22 protein-coding genes and 1 pseudogene are annotated in these 26,032 nt (G+C 66.5%); 19 read left to right on the plus strand and 4 right to left on the minus strand.

The annotated features are described in order from the left end of the window. Nucleotides 1-251 precede the first annotated feature (251 nt). Nucleotides 252-1,505, plus strand: a complete 1,254-nt coding sequence (locus tag J2T23_RS18455) for a glycosyltransferase family 87 protein (RefSeq protein WP_307362383.1) — start codon at nt 252-254, stop codon at nt 1,503-1,505. Between the two features lie 28 nt (nt 1,506-1,533). Continuing rightward, nucleotides 1,534-2,790 carry a glycosyltransferase 87 family protein gene (locus J2T23_RS18460; protein ID WP_307362386.1) on the plus strand — a complete coding sequence of 419 codons (1,257 nt, stop codon included), beginning with the start codon at nt 1,534-1,536 and terminating at the stop codon, nt 2,788-2,790. 24 nt (nt 2,791-2,814) lie between these two features. On the opposite strand, the gene mptB is transcribed toward J2T23_RS18460, so the two are convergent. Continuing rightward, the gene (gene mptB, locus J2T23_RS18465) at nt 2,815-4,440 is read right to left on the minus strand and encodes a polyprenol phosphomannose-dependent alpha 1,6 mannosyltransferase MptB (protein ID WP_307362389.1); all 1,626 of its coding nucleotides are present in this window, start codon (nt 4,438-4,440) and stop codon (nt 2,815-2,817) included. Between the two features lie 259 nt (nt 4,441-4,699). On the opposite strand from mptB, the gene J2T23_RS18470 reads away from it, so the two are divergent. Further along, nucleotides 4,700-6,199, plus strand: coding sequence for a SulP family inorganic anion transporter (locus J2T23_RS18470; protein ID WP_141182883.1), 1,500 nt, complete (start codon nt 4,700-4,702; stop codon nt 6,197-6,199). A gap of 48 nt (nt 6,200-6,247) precedes the next feature. Beyond that, nucleotides 6,248-6,652, plus strand: a complete 405-nt coding sequence (locus tag J2T23_RS18475) for a DUF1003 domain-containing protein (RefSeq protein WP_141158752.1) — start codon at nt 6,248-6,250, stop codon at nt 6,650-6,652. Between the two features lie 12 nt (nt 6,653-6,664). Here the strand turns inward: J2T23_RS18475 and J2T23_RS18480 are convergent, their stop codons facing one another. Next, on the minus strand, nt 6,665-7,705 hold the full coding sequence (locus tag J2T23_RS18480) for a LacI family DNA-binding transcriptional regulator (protein ID WP_307362392.1): 1,041 nt from the start codon (nt 7,703-7,705) through the stop codon (nt 6,665-6,667). Nucleotides 7,706-8,001: 296 nt separating this feature from the next. Between J2T23_RS18480 and J2T23_RS18485 the strand changes: the two genes are divergently transcribed. The 7 genes from J2T23_RS18485 to J2T23_RS18515 are packed head-to-tail and all read left to right on the plus strand — an operon-like array spanning nt 8,002 to nt 15,242. After that, complete coding sequence (locus J2T23_RS18485) at nt 8,002-9,321, plus strand: ABC transporter substrate-binding protein (protein ID WP_141158754.1); 1,320 nt, start codon at nt 8,002-8,004, stop codon at nt 9,319-9,321. A gap of 6 nt (nt 9,322-9,327) precedes the next feature. After that, nucleotides 9,328-10,230: a carbohydrate ABC transporter permease gene (locus J2T23_RS18490; protein ID WP_141158755.1), complete on the plus strand. Its 903-nt coding sequence runs from the start codon at nt 9,328-9,330 to the stop codon at nt 10,228-10,230. Beyond that, nucleotides 10,230-11,135, plus strand: a complete 906-nt coding sequence (locus tag J2T23_RS18495; protein WP_141158756.1) for a carbohydrate ABC transporter permease — start codon at nt 10,230-10,232, stop codon at nt 11,133-11,135. The genes J2T23_RS18490 and J2T23_RS18495 overlap by 1 nt, the downstream gene beginning before the upstream one ends. Before the next feature lie 13 nt (nt 11,136-11,148). Continuing rightward, a complete protein-coding gene (locus J2T23_RS18500) occupies nt 11,149-12,339 on the plus strand; it encodes a Gfo/Idh/MocA family protein (RefSeq protein WP_141158757.1) in 1,191 nt (396 codons plus the stop codon). 51 nt (nt 12,340-12,390) lie between these two features. Then, a complete protein-coding gene (locus J2T23_RS18505; protein ID WP_307362397.1) occupies nt 12,391-13,395 on the plus strand; it encodes a sugar phosphate isomerase/epimerase family protein in 1,005 nt (334 codons plus the stop codon). 48 nt (nt 13,396-13,443) lie between these two features. After that, nucleotides 13,444-14,142: a ThuA domain-containing protein gene (locus J2T23_RS18510; RefSeq protein WP_307362399.1), complete on the plus strand. Its 699-nt coding sequence runs from the start codon at nt 13,444-13,446 to the stop codon at nt 14,140-14,142. Beyond that, entirely contained in the window at nt 14,127-15,242 is a 1,116-nt protein-coding gene (locus J2T23_RS18515) for a Gfo/Idh/MocA family protein (RefSeq protein ID WP_210411328.1), read from the plus strand. Before J2T23_RS18510 ends, J2T23_RS18515 begins: the two co-directional genes overlap by 16 nt. 36 nt (nt 15,243-15,278) lie before the next feature. Here the strand turns inward: J2T23_RS18515 and J2T23_RS18520 are convergent, their stop codons facing one another. Then, nucleotides 15,279-16,430: a GGDEF domain-containing protein gene (locus J2T23_RS18520; protein ID WP_141158761.1), complete on the minus strand. Its 1,152-nt coding sequence runs from the start codon at nt 16,428-16,430 to the stop codon at nt 15,279-15,281. A gap of 369 nt (nt 16,431-16,799) precedes the next feature. Here J2T23_RS18520 and rsgA point away from each other — a divergent pair, with 369 nt between their 5' ends. From rsgA to J2T23_RS18555, 7 genes and pseudogenes are all read left to right on the plus strand, one after another. Beyond that, the gene (rsgA, locus tag J2T23_RS18525; RefSeq protein WP_307362402.1) at nt 16,800-17,963 is read left to right on the plus strand and encodes a ribosome small subunit-dependent GTPase A; all 1,164 of its coding nucleotides are present in this window, start codon (nt 16,800-16,802) and stop codon (nt 17,961-17,963) included. A 44-nt stretch (nt 17,964-18,007) separates the two neighbouring features. After that, a complete protein-coding gene (locus J2T23_RS18530) occupies nt 18,008-18,724 on the plus strand; it encodes an alpha/beta fold hydrolase (protein WP_307362405.1) in 717 nt (238 codons plus the stop codon). Nucleotides 18,725-18,766: 42 nt separating this feature from the next. Next, nucleotides 18,767-19,867, plus strand: coding sequence for an agmatine deiminase family protein (locus J2T23_RS18535; RefSeq protein WP_307362407.1), 1,101 nt, complete (start codon nt 18,767-18,769; stop codon nt 19,865-19,867). A 17-nt stretch (nt 19,868-19,884) separates the two neighbouring features. Further along, complete coding sequence (locus tag J2T23_RS18540; RefSeq protein ID WP_307362425.1) at nt 19,885-21,630, plus strand: amidase; 1,746 nt, start codon at nt 19,885-19,887, stop codon at nt 21,628-21,630. Between the two features lie 32 nt (nt 21,631-21,662). Continuing rightward, nucleotides 21,663-22,496, plus strand: coding sequence for a pentapeptide repeat-containing protein (locus J2T23_RS18545; RefSeq protein WP_307362409.1), 834 nt, complete (start codon nt 21,663-21,665; stop codon nt 22,494-22,496). Nucleotides 22,497-22,597: 101 nt separating this feature from the next. After that, nucleotides 22,598-23,848, plus strand: coding sequence for a D-arabinono-1,4-lactone oxidase (locus J2T23_RS18550; RefSeq protein WP_307362411.1), 1,251 nt, complete (start codon nt 22,598-22,600; stop codon nt 23,846-23,848). Nucleotides 23,849-23,870: 22 nt separating this feature from the next. Further along, nucleotides 23,871-24,211, plus strand: a pseudogene (locus J2T23_RS18555) (hypothetical protein). A 33-nt stretch (nt 24,212-24,244) separates the two neighbouring features. Here the strand turns inward: J2T23_RS18555 and J2T23_RS18560 are convergent. Next, nucleotides 24,245-24,778 (minus strand): MarR family winged helix-turn-helix transcriptional regulator, encoded by a 534-nt coding sequence (locus J2T23_RS18560; protein WP_307362414.1) that lies wholly within the window; start codon nt 24,776-24,778, stop codon nt 24,245-24,247. A 273-nt stretch (nt 24,779-25,051) separates the two neighbouring features. Here J2T23_RS18560 and J2T23_RS18565 point away from each other — a divergent pair, with 273 nt between their 5' ends. Continuing rightward, nucleotides 25,052-25,951, plus strand: coding sequence for a hypothetical protein (locus tag J2T23_RS18565; protein WP_307362416.1), 900 nt, complete (start codon nt 25,052-25,054; stop codon nt 25,949-25,951). Nucleotides 25,952-26,032: the final 81 nt, after the last annotated feature.

A 26,032-nucleotide genomic window follows, 5' to 3' on the forward strand; every position in this document is an offset into this window, starting at 1 on the left:
CGCCGCAGGTCAAGGCATGACGGCTGGAGCCTGCCTCGGCAATTACGGGCGCCAAAGCACCGTGAATTAGAGTTGGACAGGAGTGGAAGCTGTTTCCGAACGGCTCCGCTGCCCTGACCCAGCCCTGCGGCAGAACCCAGCCACCAGCACGACACCACACGTGTGCCACGACCTGACAAGGATCCGCCATTTCCACCGACGCCCTCTTCGGCAACCTGACCAGGATCCGCAACGTCATCCTCCCCACCCCCGTGCGCAGCGCACTGAATTCCGGGCGCGGACTGCTGGGCGGCTTCATCGTAGTGCACCTTGTCTTCCTGGTCTTCGCCGCTTCCCTCTCCCTGCGCGGGGAAGCCTTCAGCGACACGTTCATCTACCGTGACTGGGCCATGGCCGGCTTCAACGACGCGAACTTGAGGGGCGGGCCCAGCCCCTGGGTATACCCCATCCTGGCCCTGTTCCCCATGGCCATTGCGGGCCTCGCAGGTCCAGGACCGTTCTTCTTCCTCTGGGTCCTCATGACAACACTGCTCAACGGCTGGGCGCTGCTGAAACTCACCGCACGGGGCCGCAACGCCAACGCCATCCCCGCGGGCTGGTGGTGGCTGGCCTTTACGTTCCTTATGGGCTGGCTGGGATTCGCCCGCGTTGACGGCCTCACCGCCCCCCTGGTCCTCGTGGCGCTGGCATACGGCGTCCAGCGCCCGTTCATTGCCTCGGTCCTGCTGGCCATCGGCACCTGGGTGAAGGTGTGGCCGGCGGCCATCATGCTGGCCCTCTTCGCCGTCGTAAAGAACCGCCTGCTGGTGGTACTGGCTGGAATCGCGGCGACGGCGGGCGTCATTGCGGTGGCGGCAGCCCTGGGCAGCGTCCCCAAGCTCCTTAACTTCCTCACCCAGCAGGGCGACCGCGGCATGCAGCTCGAAGCCACCTTCACCACCCCGTGGCTGTGGCTTTCCGTCCTGAACGTGGGCGGCTCCCGGATGTACATGAACACGGACATCAACTCCATGCAGGTGGACGGTCCGGGCACCGCCACCATGTCCGTGCTGATGCAGCCGCTCCTGGTCCTGGCCGCCCTGCTGGTGGCTGGCCTGGCTTTCTGGGCGCTCCACAACGGCAAGCAGCACAAGGTGGCCGGCGGCGTGGATCGGACTGAATTGCTTCTGGCCGGCGCCCTCGCCCTGGCAGCCGCCTTCGTGGTGTTCAACAAGGTGGGTTCGCCCCAGTTCATGGTGTGGCTGGGCCCTGCCGTCGCCGTCGGCCTCGCGCACAGCTGGCGCGAATGGCGCGTCCCGGCATTGATGCTGATCGCCATCGCTGTGGCCACCTACTTCATCTACCCGCTCTTCTACGATGCCCTCAGCCACAACAACCCGTGGATGGCGCTGGTGCTGACCATCCGCAACATCCTGGTGGTGGTCCTGTTCCTGTGGAGCGTCCGGCGCCTGTATTCGCTGGGCAAGAAGACTGCCGCACCCGCCCCCGCACTCAAGGAGACCTGAGATTTCCACAAGGTTCTTTGACCGTTTGGTGACGGTCCGCAGCAAGGTCCTGCCGGCCAAAGCAGTGGATTGGTTCGCCCGCCCGTCCAGCGTGTGGTGGGGCTTCGCCGTCGTCCATCTGTACTTCCTGGGCTGGATGGCGTCCTTCTTCCTGAACGGCGAAACGTTCAGCGACACCGAGCAGTACCGGCAGTGGGCCACGGCCGGGTACAACCCGGCGGACCTCACCGGGAAGATCAGCCCGTGGGTTTACCCGGTGCTGGCGCAGATCCCCATTTTCCTCGCCAACATCGCCGGGCCCAGCCTCTACCTGCTGGTGTGGTTCCTGATTATCGCGGCACTCAATGCCGTCGGCCTGCTCTACCTGACCCGCGGCCAGCGGAGGGTGACGGGCGTGGCCCCGGCGTGGTGGTGGCTGTTCTTCACCGTCTTCATGGGCTACCTGAGCTTCGCCAGGGTGGAAGGCATCACCGCACCGATCGTGCTGATCGCGCTGATCTACGCCGCGGAGCGGCCCGTGGTGGCGGGCGTCCTGCTCAGCATCGCCACGTGGATCAAGGTGTGGCCGGCAGCGGTGCTGGTACCCATCGCCATCGCCAGCCACAAGCGCGTCCAAGTGGTGCTCGCCGGCGCCGCCGTGACCGCCGTCGTGGGCCTGGGGACCTGGCTGACCGGCGGCCTGCCGCACATCATGGACTTCCTGTTGAACCAGGGCGAGCGCGGCATGCAGCTTGAGGCCACGTTCTCCACACCGTGGGTCTGGCTGAGCGTGTTCCACATTGCCGGCTCGAAGATGGCGGACAACACGGCCATCAACTCCACCGAGGTTTACGGTCCGGGAGCCAGTACCGCAGCTTTCCTGATGCAGCCGTTGCTGGTCCTGGCCGCCGTGATTGCAGCCATCCTGCTGGTGCGCGCCATGCGGCGGGGCGCCGAACGTGAGGAGCTGTTCCTCGAGGGCTCCCTCATGATGGTCACGGCGTTCATTGTGTTCAACAAGGTGGGCTCGCCGCAGTTCATCATCTGGCTGGCACCGGTGATCATCGCCGGCCTGACCCACGACTGGGAGCGCTGGAAGGTGCCCGCGGCCCTGCTGATGGGCATCGCCATGACCACGTTCGTAATCTACCCGCTGTTCTACACGCCCCTGATCCACGCCCATCCGGTCATGGCGGCCATCCTCACCACCCGCAACGTGCTCCTGGTGGTGCTGCTGTGGTGGTCGGTGAAGCGGACGGCCGAGCTGGGGCGCAGGACGTCCTCCCGGGTACCCGCGGGCGCGTAGCCGTTTCGGGCGCGCTTCGCCCGACTAGCGGCTTTTGGACCGGTCGACGGCGGCGGGGGCCTGGGGTGCGCTACGGCGGCGTGCCGCCCTGCGCTCCACCGCCCACTGCCAGCCGCGGCGGCCCAGGTCCAGCGGCCTGCCCTCGATGAGCAGTTTCCGGGTGTGGATGTCCAGCACCAGCAGGTAGAACGTGAAGGCCAGGGCGGTGAAGAATGCCAGGGACGACGCGTCGATGGGCAGTTCCACGAAGGACCAGACCGAGAGTTGATCCTGCGCGCCGAACACCACGAAGAACGTCACGCCGACGTACAGCGAGCGGATCTGCCAGTCGTCCCGGATGCCGGTGACGGCCAGGAACGGCAGGAACCACAGGATGTACCAGGGCTGGATGATGGGTGAGAGCATCACGACGGCGGTGAACGCCAGGGCCATCCGGCGCACCGCACGGGAGTAGTCGCCGCGGAACATGAGCAGCAGGACCAAGGCGATGGCGGCCCACTTCATGGCGGTCCGCAGCCAGGTGGCCAGCGTTCCGCCGGGCAGGCCCAGGGCGTTGGCGAGCATCTCCACCTGCTGGCCGATGAAACCGGACGGCGAGTAGCCGGTGTAGCCGGGGGTGGGGTCCATAATGGCCCAGGTCCAGCCGATGCCCAGGTTGTAGGGGATGCCGCTGAGGGCCAGCACGCCGAAGCTGATGCCGGCCGTTGCTCCCCACATCAGGAATTTGCGCGGCCAGGAGGCAGACGGTCCTGCCCACATGACACCGATGAACGGCAGCAGCAGCACGGTGATGGGCTTGATGCCCACGGACGCGGTGACCAGGAGGATGCCCAGCAGGTAGCGGCGGGTGGCGGCCAGGTAGACGCCGGCGACGGCGAGCCCCACCATGAGTGCGTCGTTGTGGGCGCTGGCGATGAAGCTGATGAGGAACAACGGGTTGGCCACGGAGATCCAGAGGGCCCGTGCACCGTTGATGCCGTGCAGTTCTGCCAGCTTGGGTACGTAGATGACGCAGAGCAGGACGCCGACGCCGGCCAGGAGCCTGAAGAGCAGGACTGACGCGTCGGGCTGGGCGCCGGTCAGCCCCACCACAGCCCGCGCGAGCCAGAGGAAGTACGGTCCGTAGGGGGTCCGGTTCTCGGCCCAGGCGGGGTCGGCGCCCAGCGCGAACCAGTTGTTGAGGGTGGAGATGCCCACTTCGTAAGGGTTCTGGCCCTCCTGGACCAGGCGTCCCTGCCCTGTGTAGGCGTAGACGTCGCGGGAAAAGACGGGGACGCAGAACAACAGGGGCAGCGACCAGGCCGAAATGGCGATGACAACGGACCGCAGCGACGACTGCCCCCAGTCCCCCAACCGCTGGCCAAGCCTCAACCAGGAGCGCATCAGGAGCATGGCTCCGGCCGTCAGCAGCACGGTGGACACCGCCACACCCCACCCTTCGGTGCGGAGCGCGATCACCACCGGCTGGCGGATCATGGGTGAGCCGTTGGCGATCCAGCCGGTGCCGATAGAGCCGACAAACATCATCAGGGCGCCGATGAAGCCTTCGATGGTGGCGAGGTAGGCGCGGCCCCTGGCAGGCGCGGAGGCGTCGACCGGTTTGCCCGGCCTGCTCTCCGACGTCTCAAGGTGTGACCCGCCTGCCGTCATGATTGTGTGGTCCCCTACTTTGTTACGGCGTTGGTTGCACCGGCTCTACTGGCCGCCCTGCAACCCGGTCATTTTATCAGCCACGCTTACTGCCGGCCCGGGGGCACGGGGTAGTGTTGCATACGCAGCCGAGAGTCACCCGGCGCCTTTCTTCTCCACCCAATTGTCGTCCATGACAGGGCTGGACCGTGCGCATCGTGGCGCGCAATACATTGCCCACCCCGCTCTTGCCCAAGAGCCAAGTCCTTGGAGCCGCTCCTTGGCCGTCGCCGACCGCCCCCGCCCCACCCGGCAACCGGATAATGTCCTGGCCGCGCTCCGCTCTCCCCGGCAGCTGACCCGTGAGGTCCTCGCCGGCATGGTCACCACGCTCGCACTGGTCCCGGAGGTCATTTCGTTCTCGATCGTGGCCGGGGTGGATCCGATGGTCAGCCTGGTCGCCTCCATCGTGCTCGCCCTGGCGATGTCCATCCTCGGCGGACGGCCCGGCGTCGTGACGGCCGCCGCCGGCTCGGTGGCCCTGGTCATCGCCCCACTGGTCCACGAGCACGGCGTCCAGTACGTCCTGCCCACGGTGCTTCTCGCCGGCGTCATCCAGGTGGTCTTTGGCCTGGCAGGCCTTGCCCGGCTGATGCGGTTCATCCCGCGCTCGGTGATGATCGGGTTCGTTAACGCCTTGGGTGTGCTGATCTTTATGGCGCAGGTGCCGCACGTCCTCAATGTTCCCTGGCTCGCCTACGTCCTGTTCGCCGTAACGCTGGCCATCATTTTCGTCCTCCCGCGCTTCACCAAGGTGGTCCCGTCGCCGCTGGTGGCCATTGTCGTCGTCACGGCGATTGCCATCCTTGCGGGCCTTGCCGTTCCGACCGTCGCCGACGAAGGGCCTCTCACCGGCCGGATGCCGGGAATCACCCCGTTCCTGGTTCCGCTTGATGTTGGGACGTTCCGGCTGGTGCTGCCCACGGCCCTAAGCGTGGCGTTCGTCGGCCTCATGGAAACCCTCCTCACGGCGAAACTTGTCGATGACATCACGGAAACCCCCTCGCACAAGGGCCGCGAGTCGTGGGGCCTGGGCGTCTCAAACATCCTCGCCGGCTTCTATGGCGGCATCGCCGGCTGCGCCATGATCGGCCAGACGGTCCTCAACGTGAAGACCGGGCAGGCGCGTACCCGTATCTCGACGGTTGTGGCCGGGGTGTTCCTGCTGGCCCTGGTGACGGGGCTGAGCTCGATCATGGCGCAGATTCCCATGGTGGCCCTTGCCGCGGTCATGATGGTCGTGGCCGTTACCACGGTGGACTGGCACAGCGTCAAACCGTCCACGCTGAAGCGGATGCCGGTCCCCGAGACGCTCGTCATGGGTGCCACTGTCGCCGTGGTGGTCTTCACCGGCAACCTCGCCTACGGCGTGCTGGTGGGCGTCATCCTGGCGATGGTGCTCTTCGCCCGCCGGGTGGCCCACGTCATCACCGTCGAGCGGACCCTGGCGGACGACGGCGGGAGCGTGCGTTATGAGGTGGTGGGGCCGCTGTTCTTCGGCAGCAGCAACGACCTGGTGGAGCATTTCGCGTACGGCGACGATCCCGCCTCGGTGACCATTGACCTTAGCCGCGCCCAGATTTGGGACGCGTCAACGGTGGCCGCCTTGGACTCCATCGAAACCAAATACGCGGACCACGGCGCGACGGTGGCCATCGAAGGCCTCGATGAGCGCAGCACCGGTTTCCACCGCCGCCTCACTGGGCATCTGGGCGCCTGACCAGCTGGGGCCTGCCTGAGGAATGGCTTCCTCGGTCTACCCTGAGCCATGAGCTTCCAACAGAAGACCTGGCACGAGAAACACAAAGCCTCCCTGAGCACGGGACAGCGGGCCGCTGACATCATGCGCAACGGAATGGGAAGCTGGCCCTTCGTTGCCAGCTTTATCGGCTTCATGCTCATCTGGGCTGCCATCAATACGGTGGCACTGGCCGCCAACGCCTGGGACCCGTACCCCTACATCCTGCTGAACCTCCTGCTTTCAATGCTCGCCGGACTGCAGGGCGCCATTTTGCTCATCGCCGCCAAGCGGCAGGACGCCATTGCCGCGGCCATGGCCCAACACGACTACGACACCAATATCGAAGCGAAAAAGGAGATCGAGCTCCTGATCTCCATGAACCGGGTCCAGCTGGAAATCCTGCAGGAGCTGAAGAAGGCGGCATCCCCCTAGGCCCCGCCCCCTTCAGTCCGCGGGAGCTGCCGTGGATTCGCGGACAATCACATGCGTGGCCAGTTCCACACGGTGGGAATCCAGGACCTCGCCGCGCGCTTGGCGCAGGAGTGATCTGAGGGCAGCCCGCCCCATCTCCTCGAGGGGCTGCGCCACCGACGTGAGCGCCGGTACGCATTCCTCGCCCTGGATGGTGCCATCGAAACCGACCAGGCTGATGTCCCCGGGAACCTTCAGGCCGCAGTGCGCCGCCTCGCTGAGCACGCCCAGGGCGATGCTGTCGCTTCCGGCGAAAATGGCCGTTGGGGGCTTCTTGAGGCCAAGCAGCGCCTTCATCCCGGACACCCCACTGTCCCGGCGGAACCTGCCGCCGGAAATGATGTACTGCGGATCCACGGAGATGCCATGGGCAGCGAGGGCCGCCATGTAGCCGTGGAGCCGCGCCTGGTTGCACTCGGCCCGCTCGATCCCGCCGATGTAGGCAATGCGCCGGTGGCCCAGTTCCAGCAGGTGTTCAGTGGCCGCCTTGCCGCCGGCCCAGTTGGTGGCGCCTACGCTGACAACGTCCGCGGGGGGCGGGTTGAGCGGATCGATCACCACCACGGGAATCCGGCGCCGCCGGAAGGCGTGCATCTGCGCCTCGCTGAATGCCGAGGTCACCACGATCATTCCCGCCCGGCCTTCGTCGACCATCCGCTGGGCGCGGCGCTCGGCGGTGTGCACCGTGGGGGTCGACGGACCGGCGACGCTTACCAGGACCTCGACATCCTCGGCAGCGGCGAACTGCAGGATCCCGTCCAGGACCTCCGTGGTGTAGGCCGAGGTCAGGACGTCCACCACCACCTCGATCACGGTGCTGGTCCTCGCCACGGAACGGCGCTGCACGGGGGATTTATAGCCCGCCTGCTCCAAAGCGGTCAGAATGCGGGCGCGGGTCTCCGGCGCAACATCTTCGCGGCCGTTGACCACCTTGGACACCGTGGGGGTTGAAACCCCCGCCTGCAAGGCAACAGCTGCCAGGGTTGCCTTCGCCGGCCGTGCAGTCTTCGCCACTGACTTATCCACTCTTTCGAAACATTTCGCTTATGGTTATCTTGCCCGCGTTCCATCAAGGCGTCAACCGGATACAGGCGGGTACAGGTCACAGCCAATGGCATTACCCCTTGACTGTGACTCAACTCACGGCTAGATTGGCACCACCGCTCGCAAAGTTTCGAAAACTTTCGAAAGCTGCGCGGTACGACCACCGACCGAATTGATGCGGGCTATCCGCCTCGGAGCCGAGGCAAACGCCTGCTTCACACGTTACCGGGACCCAGCGTTGAGCCCGGAGGATGAACGGAAACGAAATGAAGATTCGAAAGTTGCGCTCGGCAGCGTTGGCAATTTCCGCAGCAGGTCTGGCAGTCAGCCTCGCGGCCTGCGGTTCGTCAGGTCCTGCCGGCTCAAACGTCAGCAGTGATTCGGCCACCATGTGGGGACTCACCGGCGGCAACCAGCCGGTGCTCCAAAAGTCGGTGGATGACTGGAACCAGGCCAACCCGGACAAGTCCATCAAACTGGATTTCTTCGCCAATGACGCCTACAAGACCAAAGTCCGCACCGCCGTCGGCGCCGGCGAAGGCCCCACCTTCATTTACGGCTGGGGCGGCGGAGTCCTGAAGTCGTACGTCGACGCCAACCAGGTTGACGACCTGACCACCTTCATCAAGGACAATCCACAGGTCAAGGACCGCTACCTTCCCTCAGTCCTAAAAAACGGTGAAGTGAACGGCAAGACCTACGCACTGCCGAACAACAACGTCCAGCCGGTAGTCCTCTACTTCAACAAGGACGTCTTCGACAAGGTGGGAGCCCAGCCCCCGAAGACCTGGGATGAGCTGATGGCCCTGGTGCCCAAGTTCAAGGAAGCCGGTATTGCCCCGTTCTCCCTGGGCGGCCAGTCCAAGTGGCCGGACCTGATGTGGCTTGAGTACCTCGTCGAGCGCATCGGCGGCCCCGAAGTCTTTGCCAACATCGCAGCCAACAAGCCCGGAGCCTGGTCCGACCCCGCCGTCAAGGAGGCGCTGACCAAGATCCAGGACCTGGCCGACGCCGGCGGGTTCATCAACGGCTTCTCTTCAGTCGCGGCAGACAGCAACGCAGACCAGGCACTGATGTACACCGGCAAGGCCGCCATGATCCTGCAGGGTGGCTGGATCTACCAGGGCATGAAGAAGGATGCCGCCGACTTCGTCAAGAGTGGAAAGCTGGGGTACACCACCTTCCCCACCGTCCCAGGCGGCAAGGGTGACCCTGCGAACGTGGTGGGCAACCCCTCCAACTTCTGGTCCATCTCCGCCAAGGCCACGGATGCCCAGAAGAAGGCCGCCCTGGACTATGTCAAGGACGGCATGTTCACCGGCGCCAACACCGACGCCTTGATCAGCTCCGGAGCTGTGCCGGTGGTCAAGGGAATCGAAGACAAACTGGCCGCCTCACCCGACAAGGACTTCCTGACCTTCGTCTACGGACTGGCCAAGAACGCCCCCAGCTTCACCCTCTCCTGGGACCAGGCCCTCAGCCCCGCGCAGGGTGACGCCATGCTGTCCAACCTGGACCAGATCTTCCTCAAGAAGATCAGCCCTGACCAGTTCATCAGCACCATGAACGCCACAATCGGAAAGTAAGGGACCATGACGGCTCTTGGTTCCGCCAACCGGGGGGTCCGCGACGCGGGCCCCTCGGGGTGGCTCGCAGTCCCGGCCCTGGTCTTCTTCCTGGCGTTCGCTGTTGTCCCGCTGATCGGCGTCGTCTTCCTCAGCTTCACCAGCTGGAACGGTTTGGGCGAGATCAAGCTGGACGGCCTGTCCAGCTGGACCACGGTCCTTACGGATCCGGTCACCGGCAACGCATTGGTGGTCACCGCGAAGATCATGTTCTTCTCGTTCATCGTCCAGGCGCCCATCAGCCTGCTGCTGGGCGTCTTCACGGCCGGCGGCCAAAAGTACCGCGCCGCCCTCGCCGTGCTCTACTTCCTGCCGTTGCTGCTGTCGTCCGCGGCAGTTGCCATCGCCTTCAAGGCCCTGCTCGATCCCAACTTCGGCCTGGGGCCCGGATTCAACCTGCCCGTCCTTGCCCAGGACTGGCTTGGCAACTCGGATCTGGTCCTGTTCGTGGTGGTCTTCGTCATTGCCTGGCAGTTCGTTCCATTCCACACGCTGATCTACCAGGGCGGCGTACGCCAAATCCCCACGTCGCTTTACGAGGCTGCTGAGATCGACGGCGCGGGACGCTTCCGCCAGTTCTGGAACATCACCCTGCCCCAGCTGAAGTACACGGTCATCACGTCCTCCACCCTGATGGTGGTGGGCAGCCTCGCGTACTTCGACCTTATCTTCGTGCTCACCGGGGGTGGCCCCGGCTACAGCACCCGGCTGCTTCCGCTGCATATGTACCTGACGGGCTTCAAGGCCAACGACATGGGCGCCGCGAGCGCCCTGGGAGTCATTCTCGTCGTCATCGGACTGGGCCTTGCGCTCATCCTCCAGCGGTTGGGCGGCAAAAACCGCAACGCAAGCCAATTGGAAGGTGCCTGATGGCGTCCACAACCCAACTTCCCGTCCCACCGGCCCCCACCGCCGGCGGCATCACCGCTTCACCGGTTACCCGCACCAAAGGCCCCGGACGGCTCCGGCCAAACTTCCTTGGCGGCCTGGGCGGCTGGCTTTGGCTGGCCATCATCATCGTCCCCATCTATTACGTGGTGATCACCAGCTTCAAGAACCAGGCTGGCTTCTTCACCTCCAACCCCATGCTCCCGGCAACGGACCCGACGCTGGACAACTACAAGCTGGTCCTGGAGAACAACTTCGTCAGGTACTTCACGAACAGCCTGATCGTCACCCTGGGCACAGTCCTGCCTGCCCTGCTGGTGTCCTTCATGGCCGCATACGCCATTGTCCGCGGCAAGGGCCGGTTCCTGGGCCTGACGAACAACCTGTTCCTCCTTGGCCTTGCCATCCCCCTGCACGCCACCATCATCCCTATCTACTGGATGATCACCCGGGCGCACATGTATGACACCCTGCTGGCCCTGATCCTTCCGTCCGTGGCTTTTGCCATCCCGGTCAGCGTGCTCATCCTGTCCAACTTCATGCGCGATGTCCCCAATGAGCTTTTCGAATCGATGCGACTGGACGGTTGTTCCGACTGGGCCATGATGTGGCGCCTCGCGCTCCCCATGACCAAGCCGGCGGTCATCACGGTCGGCATCTACAACGCCCTGCACGTCTGGAACGGTTTCCTTTTCCCGCTGATCCTGACGCAGAGCCCGGCAACCAGGGTCCTGCCGCTGTCACTGTGGACCTTCCAGGGCGAGTTCAGCGTGAACATCCCTGCCATTCTCGCCTCCGTCGTCCTGGCGACCCTTCCCCTGCTGGTGGTGTACGTCGTCGCCCGCCGTCAACTGCTGAGCGGCCTCACCGCCGGCTTCAGCAAGTAGAAAGGACTCCTCCATGACCACCGCCAAACCCCTGCGGGTCGGCATGGTGGGCTACGCCTTCATGGGTGCCGCCCACTCCCACGCCTGGCGCACCGCGCCACGGTTCTTCGACCTGCCGCTGCAGCCACAGCTCACCGCGGTGGCGGGCAGGAATGCCGACGGCGTCCGAGCGGCCGCTGACAAGCTGGGCTGGGAGTCGGTGGAGAGCGACTGGCGGCGCCTGATCGAGCGCGACGACATCGACCTCATCGATATCTGCACGCCCGGCAACACCCATGCCGAGATTGCCATCGCGGCCCTCGAAGCCGGTAAGCACGTGCTGTGCGAAAAGCCGCTGGCCAACTCCGTGGAGGAAGCCGAGCGGATGACACTGGCAGCGGAGACCGCCGCCAAGAACGGTGTCCTCTCGATGTGCGGCTTCAGCTACCGCCGCACGCCGGCCCTGGCGCTGGCCCGGCGGTTCGTGGACCAGGGACGGCTGGGCGAGATCCGCCATGTCAGGGCCCAGTACCTGCAGGACTGGCTCACCGACGCCAACGCCCCCATGACGTGGCGGCTGGACAAGGAGCAGTCCGGCTCCGGCTCCCTGGGTGACATCGGAGCGCACAGCATCGACGCCGCCCAGTGGGTTACGGGCCTGAACATCAGCGGGGTTTCGGCACTGCTGGAGACCTTCGTGCAGGAACGCCCGCTGGCCGGCGACCTGGTGGGCCTCGGCGGCCACGGCGACCTCAGCAGCGACGCCCCGCGCGGGAAGGTCACCGTAGATGATGCGGCCATCTTCAGCGCAAGGTTCGACGGCGGCACCTCGGCAGGTGCCGTGGGCGTCTTTGAAGCCACGCGCTACGCGCTGGGCCGGAAGAACGCCATGCGGCTGGAGGTCAACGGCACCAAGGGTTCCCTCGCCTTCGATTTCGAAGACATGAACGCCCTCTCCTTCTACGACGCGGCCGATTCCCCCGACGCGGGGTTCCGGAAGATCTTCGTCACCGAGCCCGAGCACCCCTACGTCGGAAACTGGTGGCCCACCGGCCACGGCCTGGGGTATGAACACGGCTTCACCCACCAGGTGGTGGACCTCGTCACGGCCATCGGCGAAGCCCGCCAACCGGAACCGTCCTTCGCGGACGCCCTGCAGGTGCAGCGGGTCCTGGCCGCCGTGGAGTCCAGTGCCGCAAATTCCAGCCAGTGGCAAAAGGTCTGAGCAGCGGTTCGGCAGGGCAACGACCAGCTTCAAGCGATCCAAGGAATAGACATGACACGACCAATCACGCTGTTTACCGGCCAGTGGGCCGACCTACCCTTCGAGGAAGTGGCGCGGCTCGCGGGCGAGTGGGGCTTCGACGGGCTGGAGATCGCCTGCTGGGGCGACCACCTGGACCCGCGCCGCGCGGCCGAGGACGACAACTACCTCCAGGGCCGGCTGGACATCCTCGAAAAGAACAACCTGAAGGTGTTCGCCATCGCCAACCACCTAACCGGACAGGCAGTGTGTGACGACCCCATCGACGAGCGCCACCAAGGCATCCTGTCAGCGGACATCTGGGGCGACGGCGAGCCCGAAGGCGTACGCCGCCGGGCGGCGGAAGCCATGAAGGACACCGCGCGTGCGGCCGCCCGGCTTGGCGTCAAGACCGTGACGGGGTTCACCGGTTCGTCCATCTGGAAGGCCGTCGCCATGTTCCCGCCGGCCTCCCAGGCCATGATCGACGCCGGATACCAGGACTTCGCGGACCGCTGGAACCCCATCCTCGATGTGTTCGACGATGAGGGTGTCCGGTTCGCACTGGAGGTCCATCCGTCCGAAATCGCCTACGACTACTGGACAGCCAAGCGCACCCTTGAAGCCGTGGGGCACCGGGAGAATTTCGGCCTGAACTTCGATCCCTCGCACTTCATCTGGCAGGACCTGGACCCGGTGATGTTCCTGCAGGACTTCGCGGACAAGATTTTCCACGTCCACGTCAAGGAATCCGTGCGCCAACTGGACGGACGCAACGGCCGTCTCGGCTCCCACCTGGCCTGGGCGGACCCCCGCCGCGGCTGGGACTTCGTCACCGCAGGGCACGGGGATGTCCAGTGGAACAGGATCTTCCGGACCCTGAACGCCATCGGCTACGAAGGTCCCACCAGCATCGAATGGGAGGATGCCGGCATGGACCGGCTCATCGGCGCTCCCCAGGCACTGGCCATGGTCCAGGAACTGGGCCGGATTGCCCCGCCCGCGGCGGCCTTCGACGCCGCGTTCGCCAGCCACTGACCCCAAGCCTTGCCGGCACTAGCCGGCAGCCAGACAAAGGAAACCTCAATGACAGATCGCAAGAATGCGCTGGTCGTCCGCGGCGGCTGGGACGGCCACCAGCCGTACGAGGCCACGGAGCTCTTCATTCCCTACCTCAAGGACAACGGCTACGACGTCCGGGTGGAGGAATCCCCCAACGTCTACGCCGACGCCGAATACATGGCAGGCGTGGACCTGATCATGCAGTGCATGACCATGAGCACGATCGAAAAAGACGAGTTTGCCGGGCTGCGGGCGGCCGTGGAGAACGGCACCGGCCTGGCCGGCTGGCACGGCGGGATCGCCGATTCCTACCGGAACACCTCGGACTACCTGCACCTGATCGGCGGCCAGTTCGCCTGCCACCCCGGCAAGCACCCGGACGAGTGCAGCGGCGAGCAGTCGGACAACTACGTGCCCTATACCGTCAACATGCTGCCGGCCGCAGCAGACCACCCCATCACGAAGGGCATCAAGGACTTTGACCTGGTCACCGAACAGTACTGGGTCCTCTCGGACGACTACGTGGACATCCTGGCCACCACCACGCAAAAAGTCCGCGAGTGGGACCCCTGGAACCGCGAAGTGACGTCTCCCGCCATCTGGACCCGCCAATGGGGCAAGGGCCGGATCTTCGTGTCCACCCCAGGGCACCGCGTGGAAATCCTCCAGGACCAGAACGTACGCACCATCATCGAAAGGGGCCTGCTGTGGGCAAGCCGTTGAACGTCGGAATCATTGGCTGCGGAGCCATCATCGCGCAGTACCTCGCCAACTTCCGCCGGCTGGACCAGGTCCGGCTGGTGGCCGTCGCGGACCTGGACCCGGCACGTGCGCAGGCAGTTGCGGATGATTACGACGGCGTCCGCGCCCTGTCCGTGGAGGGCCTGCTCTCCGCAGCCGACGTCGACCTGGTGCTGAACCTCACCATCCCGGCCGCACACGCCGACGTGGCACTGAAGGCGATCGCTGCCGGCAAAAGCGTCTATGGTGAAAAGCCCCTCGCTGCCACCACCGAAGAAGCCCGCCGGGTGCTGGATGCTGCACGGGAGGCGGGCGTCGTCGTCGGCTGTGCACCTGACACCGTGCTGGGCACCGGGATCCAGACCGCCCGCAAGGCGATCGACGACGGACTGATCGGCGCACCCATCTCGGCGTCTGCCACCATGGCCACCCCGGGCCACGAACGCTGGCATCCCAACCCGGACTTCTACTACCAGCCCGGCGGCGGCCCCCTCCTCGATATGGGCCCCTACTACGTCACCGCTCTCGTGACACTGCTGGGTCCCGTGACGTCGGTACTGGGTGCCGCCAGCCACACCCGGGACGAGCGGACCATCGGCTCGGGGGCGCGGCAGGGCGAAAAAGTCCCCGTGACCATCGACTCCCACGTCACCGGCGTCCTGGTCCACGCCTCCGGGGCACTGTCTACGCTCTTCATGAGCTTCGACGCCGTAAAATCCAAGTCGCCAAACATCGAGATCCACGGTGAGCGCGGCTCCCTGGTGGTACCGGACCCCAACCACTTCGACGGGGACGTCGAACTGTTCCCGCTCGGTGCCACGGATTGGGAAACCCTTCCGGTGTCCGCCGGGTATGTTGATTCCGGCCGCGGGTTCGGCATCGCGGACCTGGCCGCCACCCCGCGGGGCAAGGAGCCCCGGGCCGGCGGCGCCCTTGCCTACCACGCCCTGGAGGTCATGGAATCCCTGCTGGAGTCCGCCCACAAGGGCACTTCGGTGGCGATCCACAGCACCGTCGACCGCCCTGACCGCGTGGAGCTGACGGTCCTGGCGGATCGGGCGGACGCACTCCAGCCCAAGTAGGCAGGTTGGCGGAACCGTGCCGCCGGCGCAGCCCGGCTAGTACAGCTCGTCGCTGCGGGCGGCACGGTTCCGGCCCAGGGACTTGGCCCTGTACAAGGCAGCATCTGCGGAGGCCACGAGGTCGTCAACGTCGGAGGTCCCGGCGCCGTACGTGGAAATCCCGTAACTGGCGGTGGGCATCTCCATTCCGTTCAGGGTTTGGGCGACGGCCAGCCGCCTGCTGATCTCCTCCGCGATGGTTTCCGCGCGTTCGGCGCTAGCCCCCGGGACCAGGATGACAAACTCTTCCCCGCCGTACCTGCCGATCAGGTCGGTGGACCGGACCGTGGCAACGCAGGCTCCGGCGAAGGCCTGCAGCGCCAGGTCGCCGGCGGCATGGCCGTGGGTATCGTTGACGGCCTTGAAATGGTCCAGGTCGGCAAGGATAAGGGCCCCGGAGCCGCCCGTGATGCTCCGGTCGGCCAACTGTTCCGCCGCAAGGTCCATGAAGGCCTTCCGGTTCAACAGCCCGGTGAGGTCGTCCCGGGAAGCCACCACCCGCAGGGCGCGGGTCTGCTGCTCGCTGCTCAACGCCGCCATGCTGAAGGACACCACCACCAGCAGCACCATGGTGACCATGGTGGTGACTGCCGATCCAAAGACGGTGACGAAAACGGGACCGTCGGGGCCTTCAAGCAGGAACGCCAGCCAGCGGAAGAAGTAGAAAACGGACAGCCCGCCGGCGGCCACGGCCATGGGGATGCGTACCCGTGAGTAGCCCGGTTCCAGCCGCCACAGCTCGCGCGATGCCATGCCGATGGTCAGGCTCATCGCGGCAAGGAACACCGGGCCGCCGGACCAGGTATTGGTGGCGGGATGGTCCAGCAGGGAGGCAACCAGGGTGGCCAGGGGGATACCGGTAAAGGCCCATTTGGGCGGCCGCACCGTCCGCAGCGACCGCGCGCCGGCCCACACAGCAACACCGCCGTGGACCAGCAGGGTGTTTCCCACCGGGTTGGCCCACACCTGGTGGGGGGTGCCGTCCAGGAGGAAGCAACCCGATCCGGACAGGAAGAACAGCAGGGCTGCGCACCACCAGGCGCTGTACGGCGAGCGCGTCACCCGGTAGGCGGAAAAATAGAACAGGACCACCAGCACCAGGGCCATCAGGCCGAAAGCGATGCGCAGGGTTGCCGTATCCAGAACCATGTGCCAGAAGTCCCCCCAAACGCGGCGAATGCTGCTCACGACAGTATTGCATTCCACCCTGACATCGCAGAAGGTCCTGCCCAACCCGGGAGCCTGCCTAGCGGGCGGAGGGTGTCCGCCCCCTGCGCTCCTGGCTCTGGTGCCCGACGCCGGCGGCCACTAAAGTGGGTCCCGGCCCCATCCTGCTGTTCCCGGCAGGCTGAGGGGACCCGCACGAGGGAGAGGAGGTGGCTTTGATGACTGCAACTGCCGCGCGCCGTGAGCGCCCCGCACTAACACCATCAACCATCCTTTCCCGTTGCACGCGCCTTTCCTGAGAAACCTGCCGGATACCCCGCCTGCACCGGGAACCTTTCCGAGGAAACCAACGTGCATATTCCTTCAGGCAACGCCCTGGACAACCCTGGCATCAACACCCCTTCAACAGCCGAGGGCCCCTTCGCCTACGGCTACACGCCCGCCGTCGCCCGCCATTTCGCCGCGCACCCCAACCCCGAGGCCACCGGCACCGGCCGGGTGGTGCGCGTGGACCGAACGCTGCTGCTGGTGGCCGTCGCTGACGGTCTGCTCCACCTGCCCTACCCGCTCACCGGCGACCAGCCCGTTACCGGCGACTGGGTCTGGATCGGCCCCAACCGCGCCGGCGCACGGCAGATCCTGGCCGTCCTGCCCCGCCGGTCCGAGCTCAGCCGCAAACGTGCCTTCGAGGACTCGTCGGCCGAGCAGGTCCTTGCCGCCAACATGGACACGGTTGGCGTGGTGGTGCCCGTGGACCGGCCGCTCACCCACAACCGGCTAGAACGGACCCTGGTGGCGGTATGGGACTCGGGAGCCACTCCCCTGGTGATCATCACCAAGGCCGACCTTGCGCAGGTGGCGGACGACGTCGTCGGGAAGGTCATCCTGCAGGCGGCCGGCGTGGACGTGGTGACCACCTCAGCCGGGAACGGCAGCGGGATCGACGAACTGATGTCCCGCATCCCAGCGCGTGGCACCATCGTGCTCCTGGGTCCGTCCGGCGCGGGCAAATCCACCTTGATCAATACCCTGGTGGGCCGCGAGGTCCAGCAGACCGGGGAGGTGCGGTCCGGCGACTTCAAGGGCAAGCACACCACTACCGCCCGCGAACTGGTGCCGCTGTCCAACTGTACGGTGCTGATGGACACCCCAGGGGTCCGCGGTTTCGGGCTGTTCGACGCCGGCGAAGGCCTGGGCGGCATGTTCGGCGATGTGGAGGAGCTGGCTGCCGGCTGCCGGTTTGCGGACTGCTCGCACGGAACTGAGCCAGGGTGCCCGGTCCGGGACGCAATTGACAGGGGCGTCCTGGAGGAGCGGCGCTGGAATTCGTACCTGAAGATGCAGCGTGAACTCGCAGCCCTGGCCCGCCGCTCCGACGTTGCTGCCCAGCGCGCTTACCACCGGGAGTGGCAGCAGAAGGTGGTGTCTGCGGGAAAGTCTCAGCGCTCCGCTGAGCGCGAGGCCTATGAACGCGGCAGCCGGAACGCCGGGAAAGGCCGGAACCGGAAGCGGTAGCGGCCCCTTGTTCCGGCGCAGGGGGTGGGGGGTAGGGTGCGGTCATGGACATCATCCTGGTACCCGGCTTCTGGTTGGACGCTTCATCGTGGGCGGAGGTGGCACCTGCCCTGGAGGCAGCGGGCCACCGGCCCCACCCCCTGACGCTGCCCGGACTGGAATCCGTGGACTCCAGCCGGGCCGGAATAGGGCTGCAGGACCACATTGATGCCGTGGTCCAGGCCGTCGACGCCATGGGCGGCAGGGTGGTCCTGGTGGGGCATTCGGGAGGCGGCGCAATCATCCACGGAGCCGTTGACGCACGGCCGGACAAGGTGCAGCGCGCCATCTATGTGGACAGCGGCCCACTGGGCGAAGGGGGTGTGATCAATGACGAACTGCCCGCCGAGGGTGACGACATTCCCCTTCCGCCCTGGGAAAGCTTCGACGACGCCGACCTGGTGGACCTGGACGACGGGCTTCGCCAGGCCTTCCGTGCCCGTGCCATTCCGGAGCCCCGGGGCGTGGCGTACGGCAAGCAGCAACTGCATGATGAAGGCCGCTACGACGTACCCGCCACCGTGATCGCGTGCGAGTTTCCGTCCGCCATGATCCGTGAATGGGTCGCGGCCGGGCACCCGTTCGTCTCCGAGCTGGCCAAGGTCCATGACGTGGAGTACATCGACCTGCCCACAGGGCACTGGCCCCAATTCACCAAGCCGGAGCAACTGGCGCAGGCCATCCTGGCGGCCGTTGACCGCACCAACACCTCCCGGGCCTGAATTACCCTTGCGCAGGGCCGGCATGGTCCCCATAATAAATGAATGGCATTCATTTATTCGACCGCAACCGAGGGCAGTGCTGCCCCCGGCCATGTCCATACCGGGCCCGCGGGCCGCATGCCCGCAGAGTGGGAGCCCCACCAGCGGACGTGGATGGCTTTCCCGCCGCCCAACGACACCTTCGGCCCTGTGGGAAGCTCCACTTTGGACCGGGCGCGGGCCGCGTGGAGCAAGGTGGCCCGGGTCATCGCCCGCTATGAGCCCGTCACTGTCATCGCCGATCCACGGGATGCCACTCCCGCGCGGGAATGGCTCGGCCAGGGCATCGACGTCCTGGAGATTCCGCTGGACGACGCCTGGCTGCGTGACAGCGGCCCCACCTTCGTTCACTCGGCGGACGGATCGCTGGCCGCCGTCGACTGGATCTTCAACGGCTGGGGCGCGCAGCACTGGGCCGCCTGGTCCAAGGACGAAAACGTTGCCCGAAGCGTGGCAGCCGGCATCGATGTGCCGGTCCGGCCGAGCTCCCTGGTGAACGAGGGCGGCGGATTCCACGTGGACGGCGAAGGCACCGTGCTGCTGACCGAGACGGTCCAGCTCGATCCCGGCCGCAACCCTGGCGCCACCAAGGAATCGGTCGAGGCGGAAGTCCACGCGGCCCTGGGCACCACCAAGGCCATCTGGCTTCCGCGCGGCCTCACCCGGGACTACGACGAATTCGGCACCCGCGGCCACGTGGACATTGTCGCCGCCTTTGGCGGGCCCGGCACCATCCTGTTGCACCGGCAGGACGATCCTGCCCATCCCGACCACGCGGTCTATCTTCAGCTGAAAGCCGTCCTCGGAGGCCAGCTGGATGCCCAGGGGCGGCCCCTGCGGATTATCGACGTTCCGGCCCCCACCACGCTCAAGGACGGCGAAGGTTGGGTGGACTGGTCCTACATCAACCACTACGTGGCCAACGACGTGGTGGTGCTCTGCGCCTTCGATGACCCCAACGACGCCATCGCCGCCGGCATCCTGGAACGTACCTACCCCGGACGAACCGTGGAACTGGTGGACGCCCGGGACATCTTCGCCTTTGGCGGTGGCATCCACTGCATCACCCAGCAGCAGCCGGCCCCGAAGGAGGAGGCCGCGTGAAACTGGTTGAGGAGCAGATGCCCGTGCCCGCAGTCCGCCCATTCAACGTCGTCGAGGCCGGCATCAGCCGGCTGCGTTCCGCGCTCGAGTCGGGACAGGTCACCAGCGAGGAGCTGGTGGAGCTGTACCTGGAGCGAATCCTAAAATATGACTCATCAGGCATATGCCTAAATGCCATGGTGGTCATGAACCCGGAGGCCGTCGCTGAAGCGCAGGCGTCCGACCGGCGCCGGGCCGCCGGCTTCACGCTGGGCCCTCTGGACGGCATCCCCTACACGGCGAAGGACAGCTACCAGGTCCGCGGCCTCACCGTGGCCGCCGGCTCCCCGGCGTTCAAGGACCTGGTGGCGCAGCGCGACGCCTTCACCATTGGACGGCTCCGGGCCGGCGGCGCAATCCTGATCGGTCTTACCAACATGCCTCCCATGGCCAACGGCGGGATGCAGCGCGGGGTCTACGGCCGGGCGGAAAGCCCCTACAACGCGGACTACCTCACGGCCGCATTCGCGTCGGGTTCATCCAACGGCTCCGGGACCGCCACCGCCGCCAGCTTCGCGGCGTTCGGCCTCGCGGAAGAGACCTGGTCCTCCGGCCGCGCCCCGGCGTCGAACAACGCCCTCTGCGCCTACACACCGTCCCGCGGCGTGATCTCCGTCCGCGGGAACTGGCCGCTCGTTCCCACCATGGACGTAGTAGTTCCGCACACCCGCACCGTGGCGGACATGCTGGAGGTCCTGGACGTGGTGGTAGCCGACGACGCCAACCCCCGCGGCGACTTCTGGCGCGTCCAGCCGTGGATCCCGGTACCCAAGGCATCAAGTGTCCGCCCGCCGTCGTATGTTTCCCTGGGCGTCCCTGACGCAGCCGCCGCGGCAGGCGTACTGGCAGGGAAGCGTTTGGGCGTGCCCCGGATGTACATCAACGCGGACCCGCAGGCCGGCACCGCCGACGCCCCGGGCATTGGTGGTCCCACAGGGCAGCGGATCGAAACCCGAGCGTCCATCATTGCGCTGTGGGAGGCGGCCCGCCGCGACCTGGAAGCGGCTGGTGCCGAGGTCATCGAGGTGGACTTCCCCGTGGTGTCCAACTACGAAGGGGACCGGCCGGGCGCACCCACCATCGCCACCCGAGGCCTGGTGTCCCCGGCATATTTGCGCCGGGAAATCGTTGACCTGTCAGCCTGGGCATGGAATGACTTCCTTGAGGCCAACGGTGATCCGCAGCTGAACCGCCTCGCAGACGTGGACGGCTCCGCGATCTTCCCCGCCCCGGACGGTGCATTGCCGGACCGCTACGACGGCTTCGACGACGACATCGCTGACTATCCCGCATGGATCCGGGAGCACGGCGTTCCGGACCTCGCCCACATTCCGCACCTGCCCGCGGGCCTGGCCGGACTCGAAGAGACGCGCCGGGTGGACCTGGAGGCATGGATGGACCGGCTGGGCCTGGACGCGGTGGTGTTTCCCGCCGCTGCGGATGTGGCCCCGGCGGACGCTGACACGAACCCCGCTTCGGCGGACACGGCCTGGCGCAACGGCGTCTGGGTTTCCAACAGCAACCTTGTCCCCCGGCACCTCGGCATTCCCACGGTCACGGTCCCGATGGGCCTGGCTGCTGACATCGCCATGCCGGTGGGCCTGACCATCGCCGGCAAAGCCTACAGCGACACGGACCTGCTCCGGCTGGCCGCGGCCTTCGAAGCCACCGGGAACCGGCGCATGCCACCTCCCCGCACCACGCCTGCAGGAAAAGGTGACTGAACGAAGCCAGCCCTCGTGGGTAGTCTGGACGCATGGCACGGCCCCCTGCCAACCCAGCCGCCCTTCGGCCTGACTGCTCACACTGCTTTGCCCTGTGCTGCACGGCCTTCGGTTTTGCCCGCTCCGCAGACTTTGCCGTCGACAAGCCGCCAGCCACGCCGTGCTCCAACCTCGCCGCAGACTTTTCCTGCACCATCCATGACAGGCTCCGGGCACGCGGTTTTGCCGGCTGCACGGTTTTCGACTGCTTCGGCGCAGGGCAGGCCGTCAGCAGGCGGCTGTTCAACGGAACCTCGTGGCGGGAAGACCCGGAAACGGCAACGGACATGTTCACGGCCTTCCGGATCCTGCGCCAACTCCACGAAATGCTGTGGCACCTGGCCCAGGCGGCGACGGCCGCCTACAGCGCGGATACCGCAAACGAGGTGCGCCAGGTGGAGTGGAGCGTCCGGAAGGTCGCCGAAGGCGGGCTTGGCGAGGTCCTGGCAGCCGATGTCGCGACCCTCCACCGGCAAGTGGGCGAAACTCTGCGCTGGGTCAGTGAGGAGGTCCGCGCCGGGTATATCGACGATGCCCCACAGCCTGCCCGCCTGGCACCAGGCTCGGACCTTGCCGGAGCACGCCTGGGCGGGTTGGCGCTGTGCGGCGCAGATCTTCGCGGCGCCTGCCTGATCGCCGCCGACCTCCGCGGAGCAGACCTGACCGCAGTGGACCTGCTGGGCGCGGACCTGCGGGATGCAAGGCTCGACGGGGCGGACCTCAGTCATGCCCTATTCCTCACCCAGGCGCAGGTTGCCGCCGCCCGCGGCAGCGCGTCCACCCGGCTCCCCGCAGGACTGGAACAGCCTGCCCACTGGGTCCCCTAACCCGCACCGGGGTCTCCCGCCCACCCAGCGGATGCGCCTTGACAGCCGTGATTGTGAGCGCTGACAGTGGGAGGAAACCGACGCCAAGCGAAAGCCACTCGATGAAGAACTGGGCAGGAAACCTCGAATACTCCTCGGCTGATGTCAGGCGGCCGGAGTCCGTTGCGGAGCTGGCGGCCATCGTGGCCGCTTCGCCACGGGTCAAGGCCCTGGGGTCACGGCACTCGTTCAACCGCGTGGGTGACACTGACGGGGTCCACGTGCTGCTTGATGCGCTGCCGCAGCGGGTGGACCTGGACCCCAGCCGTGGCACGGTGCGCGTCAGTGGTGGCGTCAGTTACGGGGCACTGTGCCGGACCCTTGAGGAGTCCGGCGTGGCAATCCACAACCTGGCCTCGCTGCCGCACATCTCGGTGGCAGGTGCTGTGCAGACCGGCACCCACGGCTCGGGCGTGAACAACCAGTCCCTCGCCGGGGCCGTGGAATCGATCGACCTGGTGCGGGCGTCCGGCGAGCAGGTAACGCTGACCCGGGCGGACGGGGACGAGTTCCTGGCCAGCGTGGTGGGCGTCGGGGCCGTTGGCATCGTCACCGGCCTGGAACTGGCAGTGCAGCCCAGCTTCAGGATGCGCCAGCGGGTCCTCGAAGACCTGCCGTGGGACAACGCCCTGGCCGATTTCAGCACTATTGTGTCGGCCGCCTACAGCGTAAGCCTGTTTACGGACTACGGGGGCTCCGCGGTCAACCAGGTATGGCTCAAGGCGCTGGACGGGGAGCTGCCGCTTCCCAGCCTGTTCGGGGCCACCGCCGCCCTGCAGCCGCGGCACCCCCTACCGGAAATGTCGGCGGAAAACTGCACGGCGCAGCTGGACGAACCCGGCCTGTGGCTGGACCGGCTGCCGCACTTCCGGCACGAGTTCACGCCGAGCAACGGAGACGAACTCCAGAGTGAGTTCATCCTTCCCATCGAACACGCCCCAGCCGCCCTCCAGGCCGTCCGCGCGCTGGCAGAAGGCCTCATGCCCCTGCTGTTCGTCTCGGAGATCCGCACCGGCGCCGCGGACGAGTTCTGGCTCAGCCCGTTCCACCGCCAGCAGAGCGTCGCGCTCCATTTCACCTGGAAGCCGCTGCAACCTGAGGTGGAGGCCTTCCTTCCAGTCCTTGAGGAGGCCCTGCGCCCCTTTGGCGCGAGGCCGCACTGGGGCAAGCTGTTCACGCCGGACGGCCATGACTGGGAGGCCCTGTACCCCCGCTTCGCAGATTTCCGTGCGTTTGCCGCCGGGCATGATCCCGAAGGCAAATTCCGGAACAGGCTGCTGGACAGCATCCTGGGTGTCCCGGCCCGGCGGTAGGGCACGCCGGTACGCTTGGGGCATGACTTTCCGCCCCGCCGTCGTACCAGCCACCGCCCTGGCCGCCACCCTCCTGCTGACGGGATGCGGCGCAGTGGGGGACGCAGCGGGTAGCGCTGCCAGCGATGCCGCTTCAAAAGCTGCCTCGGCCGCCGCGCAGGAGGTCAACAGGCAAATCTGCGCCGTCGTCAAGGACGGCCTGGTCAGCCCCGAGGACCGCAAGGCGCTGGCCGGCTTGGTCTCGGCCGCCAAATCAGCAGGGGTGCCCGCAGAGATTACGACGCCGCTGGGCCAGGTTGCGGAGTCCGGAGACCAGGTGCCCGCAGACTCCCTCCGGGCACGCAGGACGCCTGCCGGGCATGAGCGCGTAAGCCGGGTCAGCTCTGGTAACCCGGGTCAGTTTTGGCGCGGCTGTTCCCAGCCCCGCATGCCGGCTGCCCGGCCGGCTTGGGGGCGGTGCCCCGTACGGTGTTCCGGCGGTGCGAACGGGACCACGCCGGTGTCCCGGCCGGGCGGGACGGCGCGGACAAACTTGGTGAGTTCCTTCCGGAGTACGTTCCAGCCAATGTCCGGATCATCGGGATAGGCGTTAACCTCCGCTTGCCGCGCCGCTTCGACAGCCGCCACACCGGCATCCGTCAGCTCCACCTTCAGCTGGCGGCGGTCCGAGGTCCGGCGGGTCCTGGTGATGAGTCCTGTAGTTTCCAGGCGCGTGAGGACCCGGCCCAGCGTCTGGCTCTGGACCCTGATGGCGTCGGCAAGCTGTTCCTGGTTCAGTGGGCCCCCGGTGAGGCCTTCCAGTGCGATCACGGCCGCACGGGTGAGGCCAAGGGGGGCCAGTGCATCGTCCTGGCGCCGCTGGATCAGCCGCGCCGCCAAAGTGATCAGGCGGTAGCTGCTCCGGGCGTCCGGATCGAGATTGCTGGTCATCGGCCGCGGCCTTCCTATTGGTGGCGAATTGCTGGTCACCCTGCGTCGCTACACCCCTACAATAAGCATGCTTAGCAACATATTCGCAAGTAGGCTTACTATCCGCCCATCTCCGGGCCCTTGGAAAGGCCTGGTGAATAGAAAGCCGGACGGCCCGCCCCTTGCAATCGAAATGGGAAGTGTGCTTAGTATCTGATTAGTAACCTTGCTTACTAAGTCGCCAGCATTGCTGGTTCCTGATCGCCAGCTAACCCTTTCCGAAAGAGAGCGAAGATGACAGAGAACCAATGGCCCCAGACCCCGCACACTGCCAACGATCCGGCCATCGCCGATCCGTACGGCGGAACCGAGCCAGCTCCCCAGCACGCCTCCTACCCATCCACTCCGGATGGCAACTCCAAGTCGCAGGCAGCGAAGGAAGAGGCCTCCAACGTCGCCGGTGAAGCGGCGTCCGCCGCCCAGGGGGTGGCCCAGACGGCGAAGGACGAGGCAGCGAACGTTGCGCATGAGGCGAAGGCCAATGCGCAGGACCTGCTGGGACAGGCGAGGTCAGGCCTGACCAGCCAGGCAGGCACGCAGCAGCAGAAGGCTGCCGAGGGCATCCGCAACATCTCCACCCAGCTGCACAGCATGGCCAGCGCCCCGGACCAGCAGGGCATGGCCAGTGACCTGGTCCGCCAGGCAGCGGAGCGCACCTCCTCGATGGCGACCTGGCTGGAAAACCGGGAACCAGGTGACCTCCTGAACGAAGTCCAGCGCTTCGCCCGGAACAAGCCCGGGACCTTCCTGCTCCTGGCCGCCGGCGCCGGCGTCCTGGCCGGCCGCCTCACCCGCGGCCTCACCGCAGGCCCGCCCGAAGCGCAGGGGCAGGCGCGGTATTCCAGCCCTGTACAAGGTCCAGCCCAGCACCGCGCCGCGCAGTCACCGCCGGCAGCACCCCTGCACCAGGAGACCGTGTACGCCGCGGGCACCGACGACCTCTTCGATGAGCCCACCGTCCGCGGTTCCGCGCCTGTGTCCACCAGCACCCTGCCGTCGGGGACTGCCGAGGAGACTCCCCTGCGCTTCGAAGACGACCCCTTCCGGGCCGAAGACGGTGTGTACACCGGTGAAGAAGCACCTGGAACCGACGGTACCTACGGCAGTGGCCGCCATGGCACGGGTGGTCTGTGATGAGCAGCCAGATACCGGAGCCGCCGCCCAGCGCGGCGCATGTGAAAGCGGATAACGCCTCGATCGGTGAACTCCTCGGGG

Origin of the sequence: Pseudarthrobacter niigatensis (assembly GCF_030812615.1) — a bacterium.
GTDB classification, from domain to species: domain Bacteria; phylum Actinomycetota; class Actinomycetes; order Actinomycetales; family Micrococcaceae; genus Arthrobacter; species Arthrobacter niigatensis.

Excerpts from the sequence above, each read along its gene's own strand:
- mptB (WP_307362389.1), bottom strand. The coding sequence starts at position 4,440 with ATGACGGCAGGCGGGTCACACCTTGAGACGTCGGAGAGCAGGCCGGGC.
- J2T23_RS18475 (WP_141158752.1), top strand. The coding sequence starts at position 6,248 with ATGAGCTTCCAACAGAAGACCTGGCACGAGAAACACAAAGCCTCCCTG.
- J2T23_RS18485 (WP_141158754.1), top strand. The coding sequence starts at position 8,002 with ATGAAGATTCGAAAGTTGCGCTCGGCAGCGTTGGCAATTTCCGCAGCA.
- J2T23_RS18490 (WP_141158755.1), top strand. The coding sequence starts at position 9,328 with ATGACGGCTCTTGGTTCCGCCAACCGGGGGGTCCGCGACGCGGGCCCC.
- J2T23_RS18495 (WP_141158756.1), top strand. The coding sequence starts at position 10,230 with ATGGCGTCCACAACCCAACTTCCCGTCCCACCGGCCCCCACCGCCGGC.
- J2T23_RS18500 (WP_141158757.1), top strand. The coding sequence starts at position 11,149 with ATGACCACCGCCAAACCCCTGCGGGTCGGCATGGTGGGCTACGCCTTC.
- J2T23_RS18505 (WP_307362397.1), top strand. The coding sequence starts at position 12,391 with ATGACACGACCAATCACGCTGTTTACCGGCCAGTGGGCCGACCTACCC.
- J2T23_RS18510 (WP_307362399.1), top strand. The coding sequence starts at position 13,444 with ATGACAGATCGCAAGAATGCGCTGGTCGTCCGCGGCGGCTGGGACGGC.
- J2T23_RS18520 (WP_141158761.1), bottom strand. The coding sequence starts at position 16,430 with ATGGTTCTGGATACGGCAACCCTGCGCATCGCTTTCGGCCTGATGGCC.
- J2T23_RS18530 (WP_307362405.1), top strand. The coding sequence starts at position 18,008 with ATGGACATCATCCTGGTACCCGGCTTCTGGTTGGACGCTTCATCGTGG.
- J2T23_RS18535 (WP_307362407.1), top strand. The coding sequence starts at position 18,767 with ATGGCATTCATTTATTCGACCGCAACCGAGGGCAGTGCTGCCCCCGGC.
- J2T23_RS18540 (WP_307362425.1), top strand. The coding sequence starts at position 19,885 with ATGCCCGTGCCCGCAGTCCGCCCATTCAACGTCGTCGAGGCCGGCATC.
- J2T23_RS18545 (WP_307362409.1), top strand. The coding sequence starts at position 21,663 with ATGGCACGGCCCCCTGCCAACCCAGCCGCCCTTCGGCCTGACTGCTCA.
- J2T23_RS18550 (WP_307362411.1), top strand. The coding sequence starts at position 22,598 with ATGAAGAACTGGGCAGGAAACCTCGAATACTCCTCGGCTGATGTCAGG.
- J2T23_RS18560 (WP_307362414.1), bottom strand. The coding sequence starts at position 24,778 with ATGACCAGCAATCTCGATCCGGACGCCCGGAGCAGCTACCGCCTGATC.
- J2T23_RS18565 (WP_307362416.1), top strand. The coding sequence starts at position 25,052 with ATGACAGAGAACCAATGGCCCCAGACCCCGCACACTGCCAACGATCCG.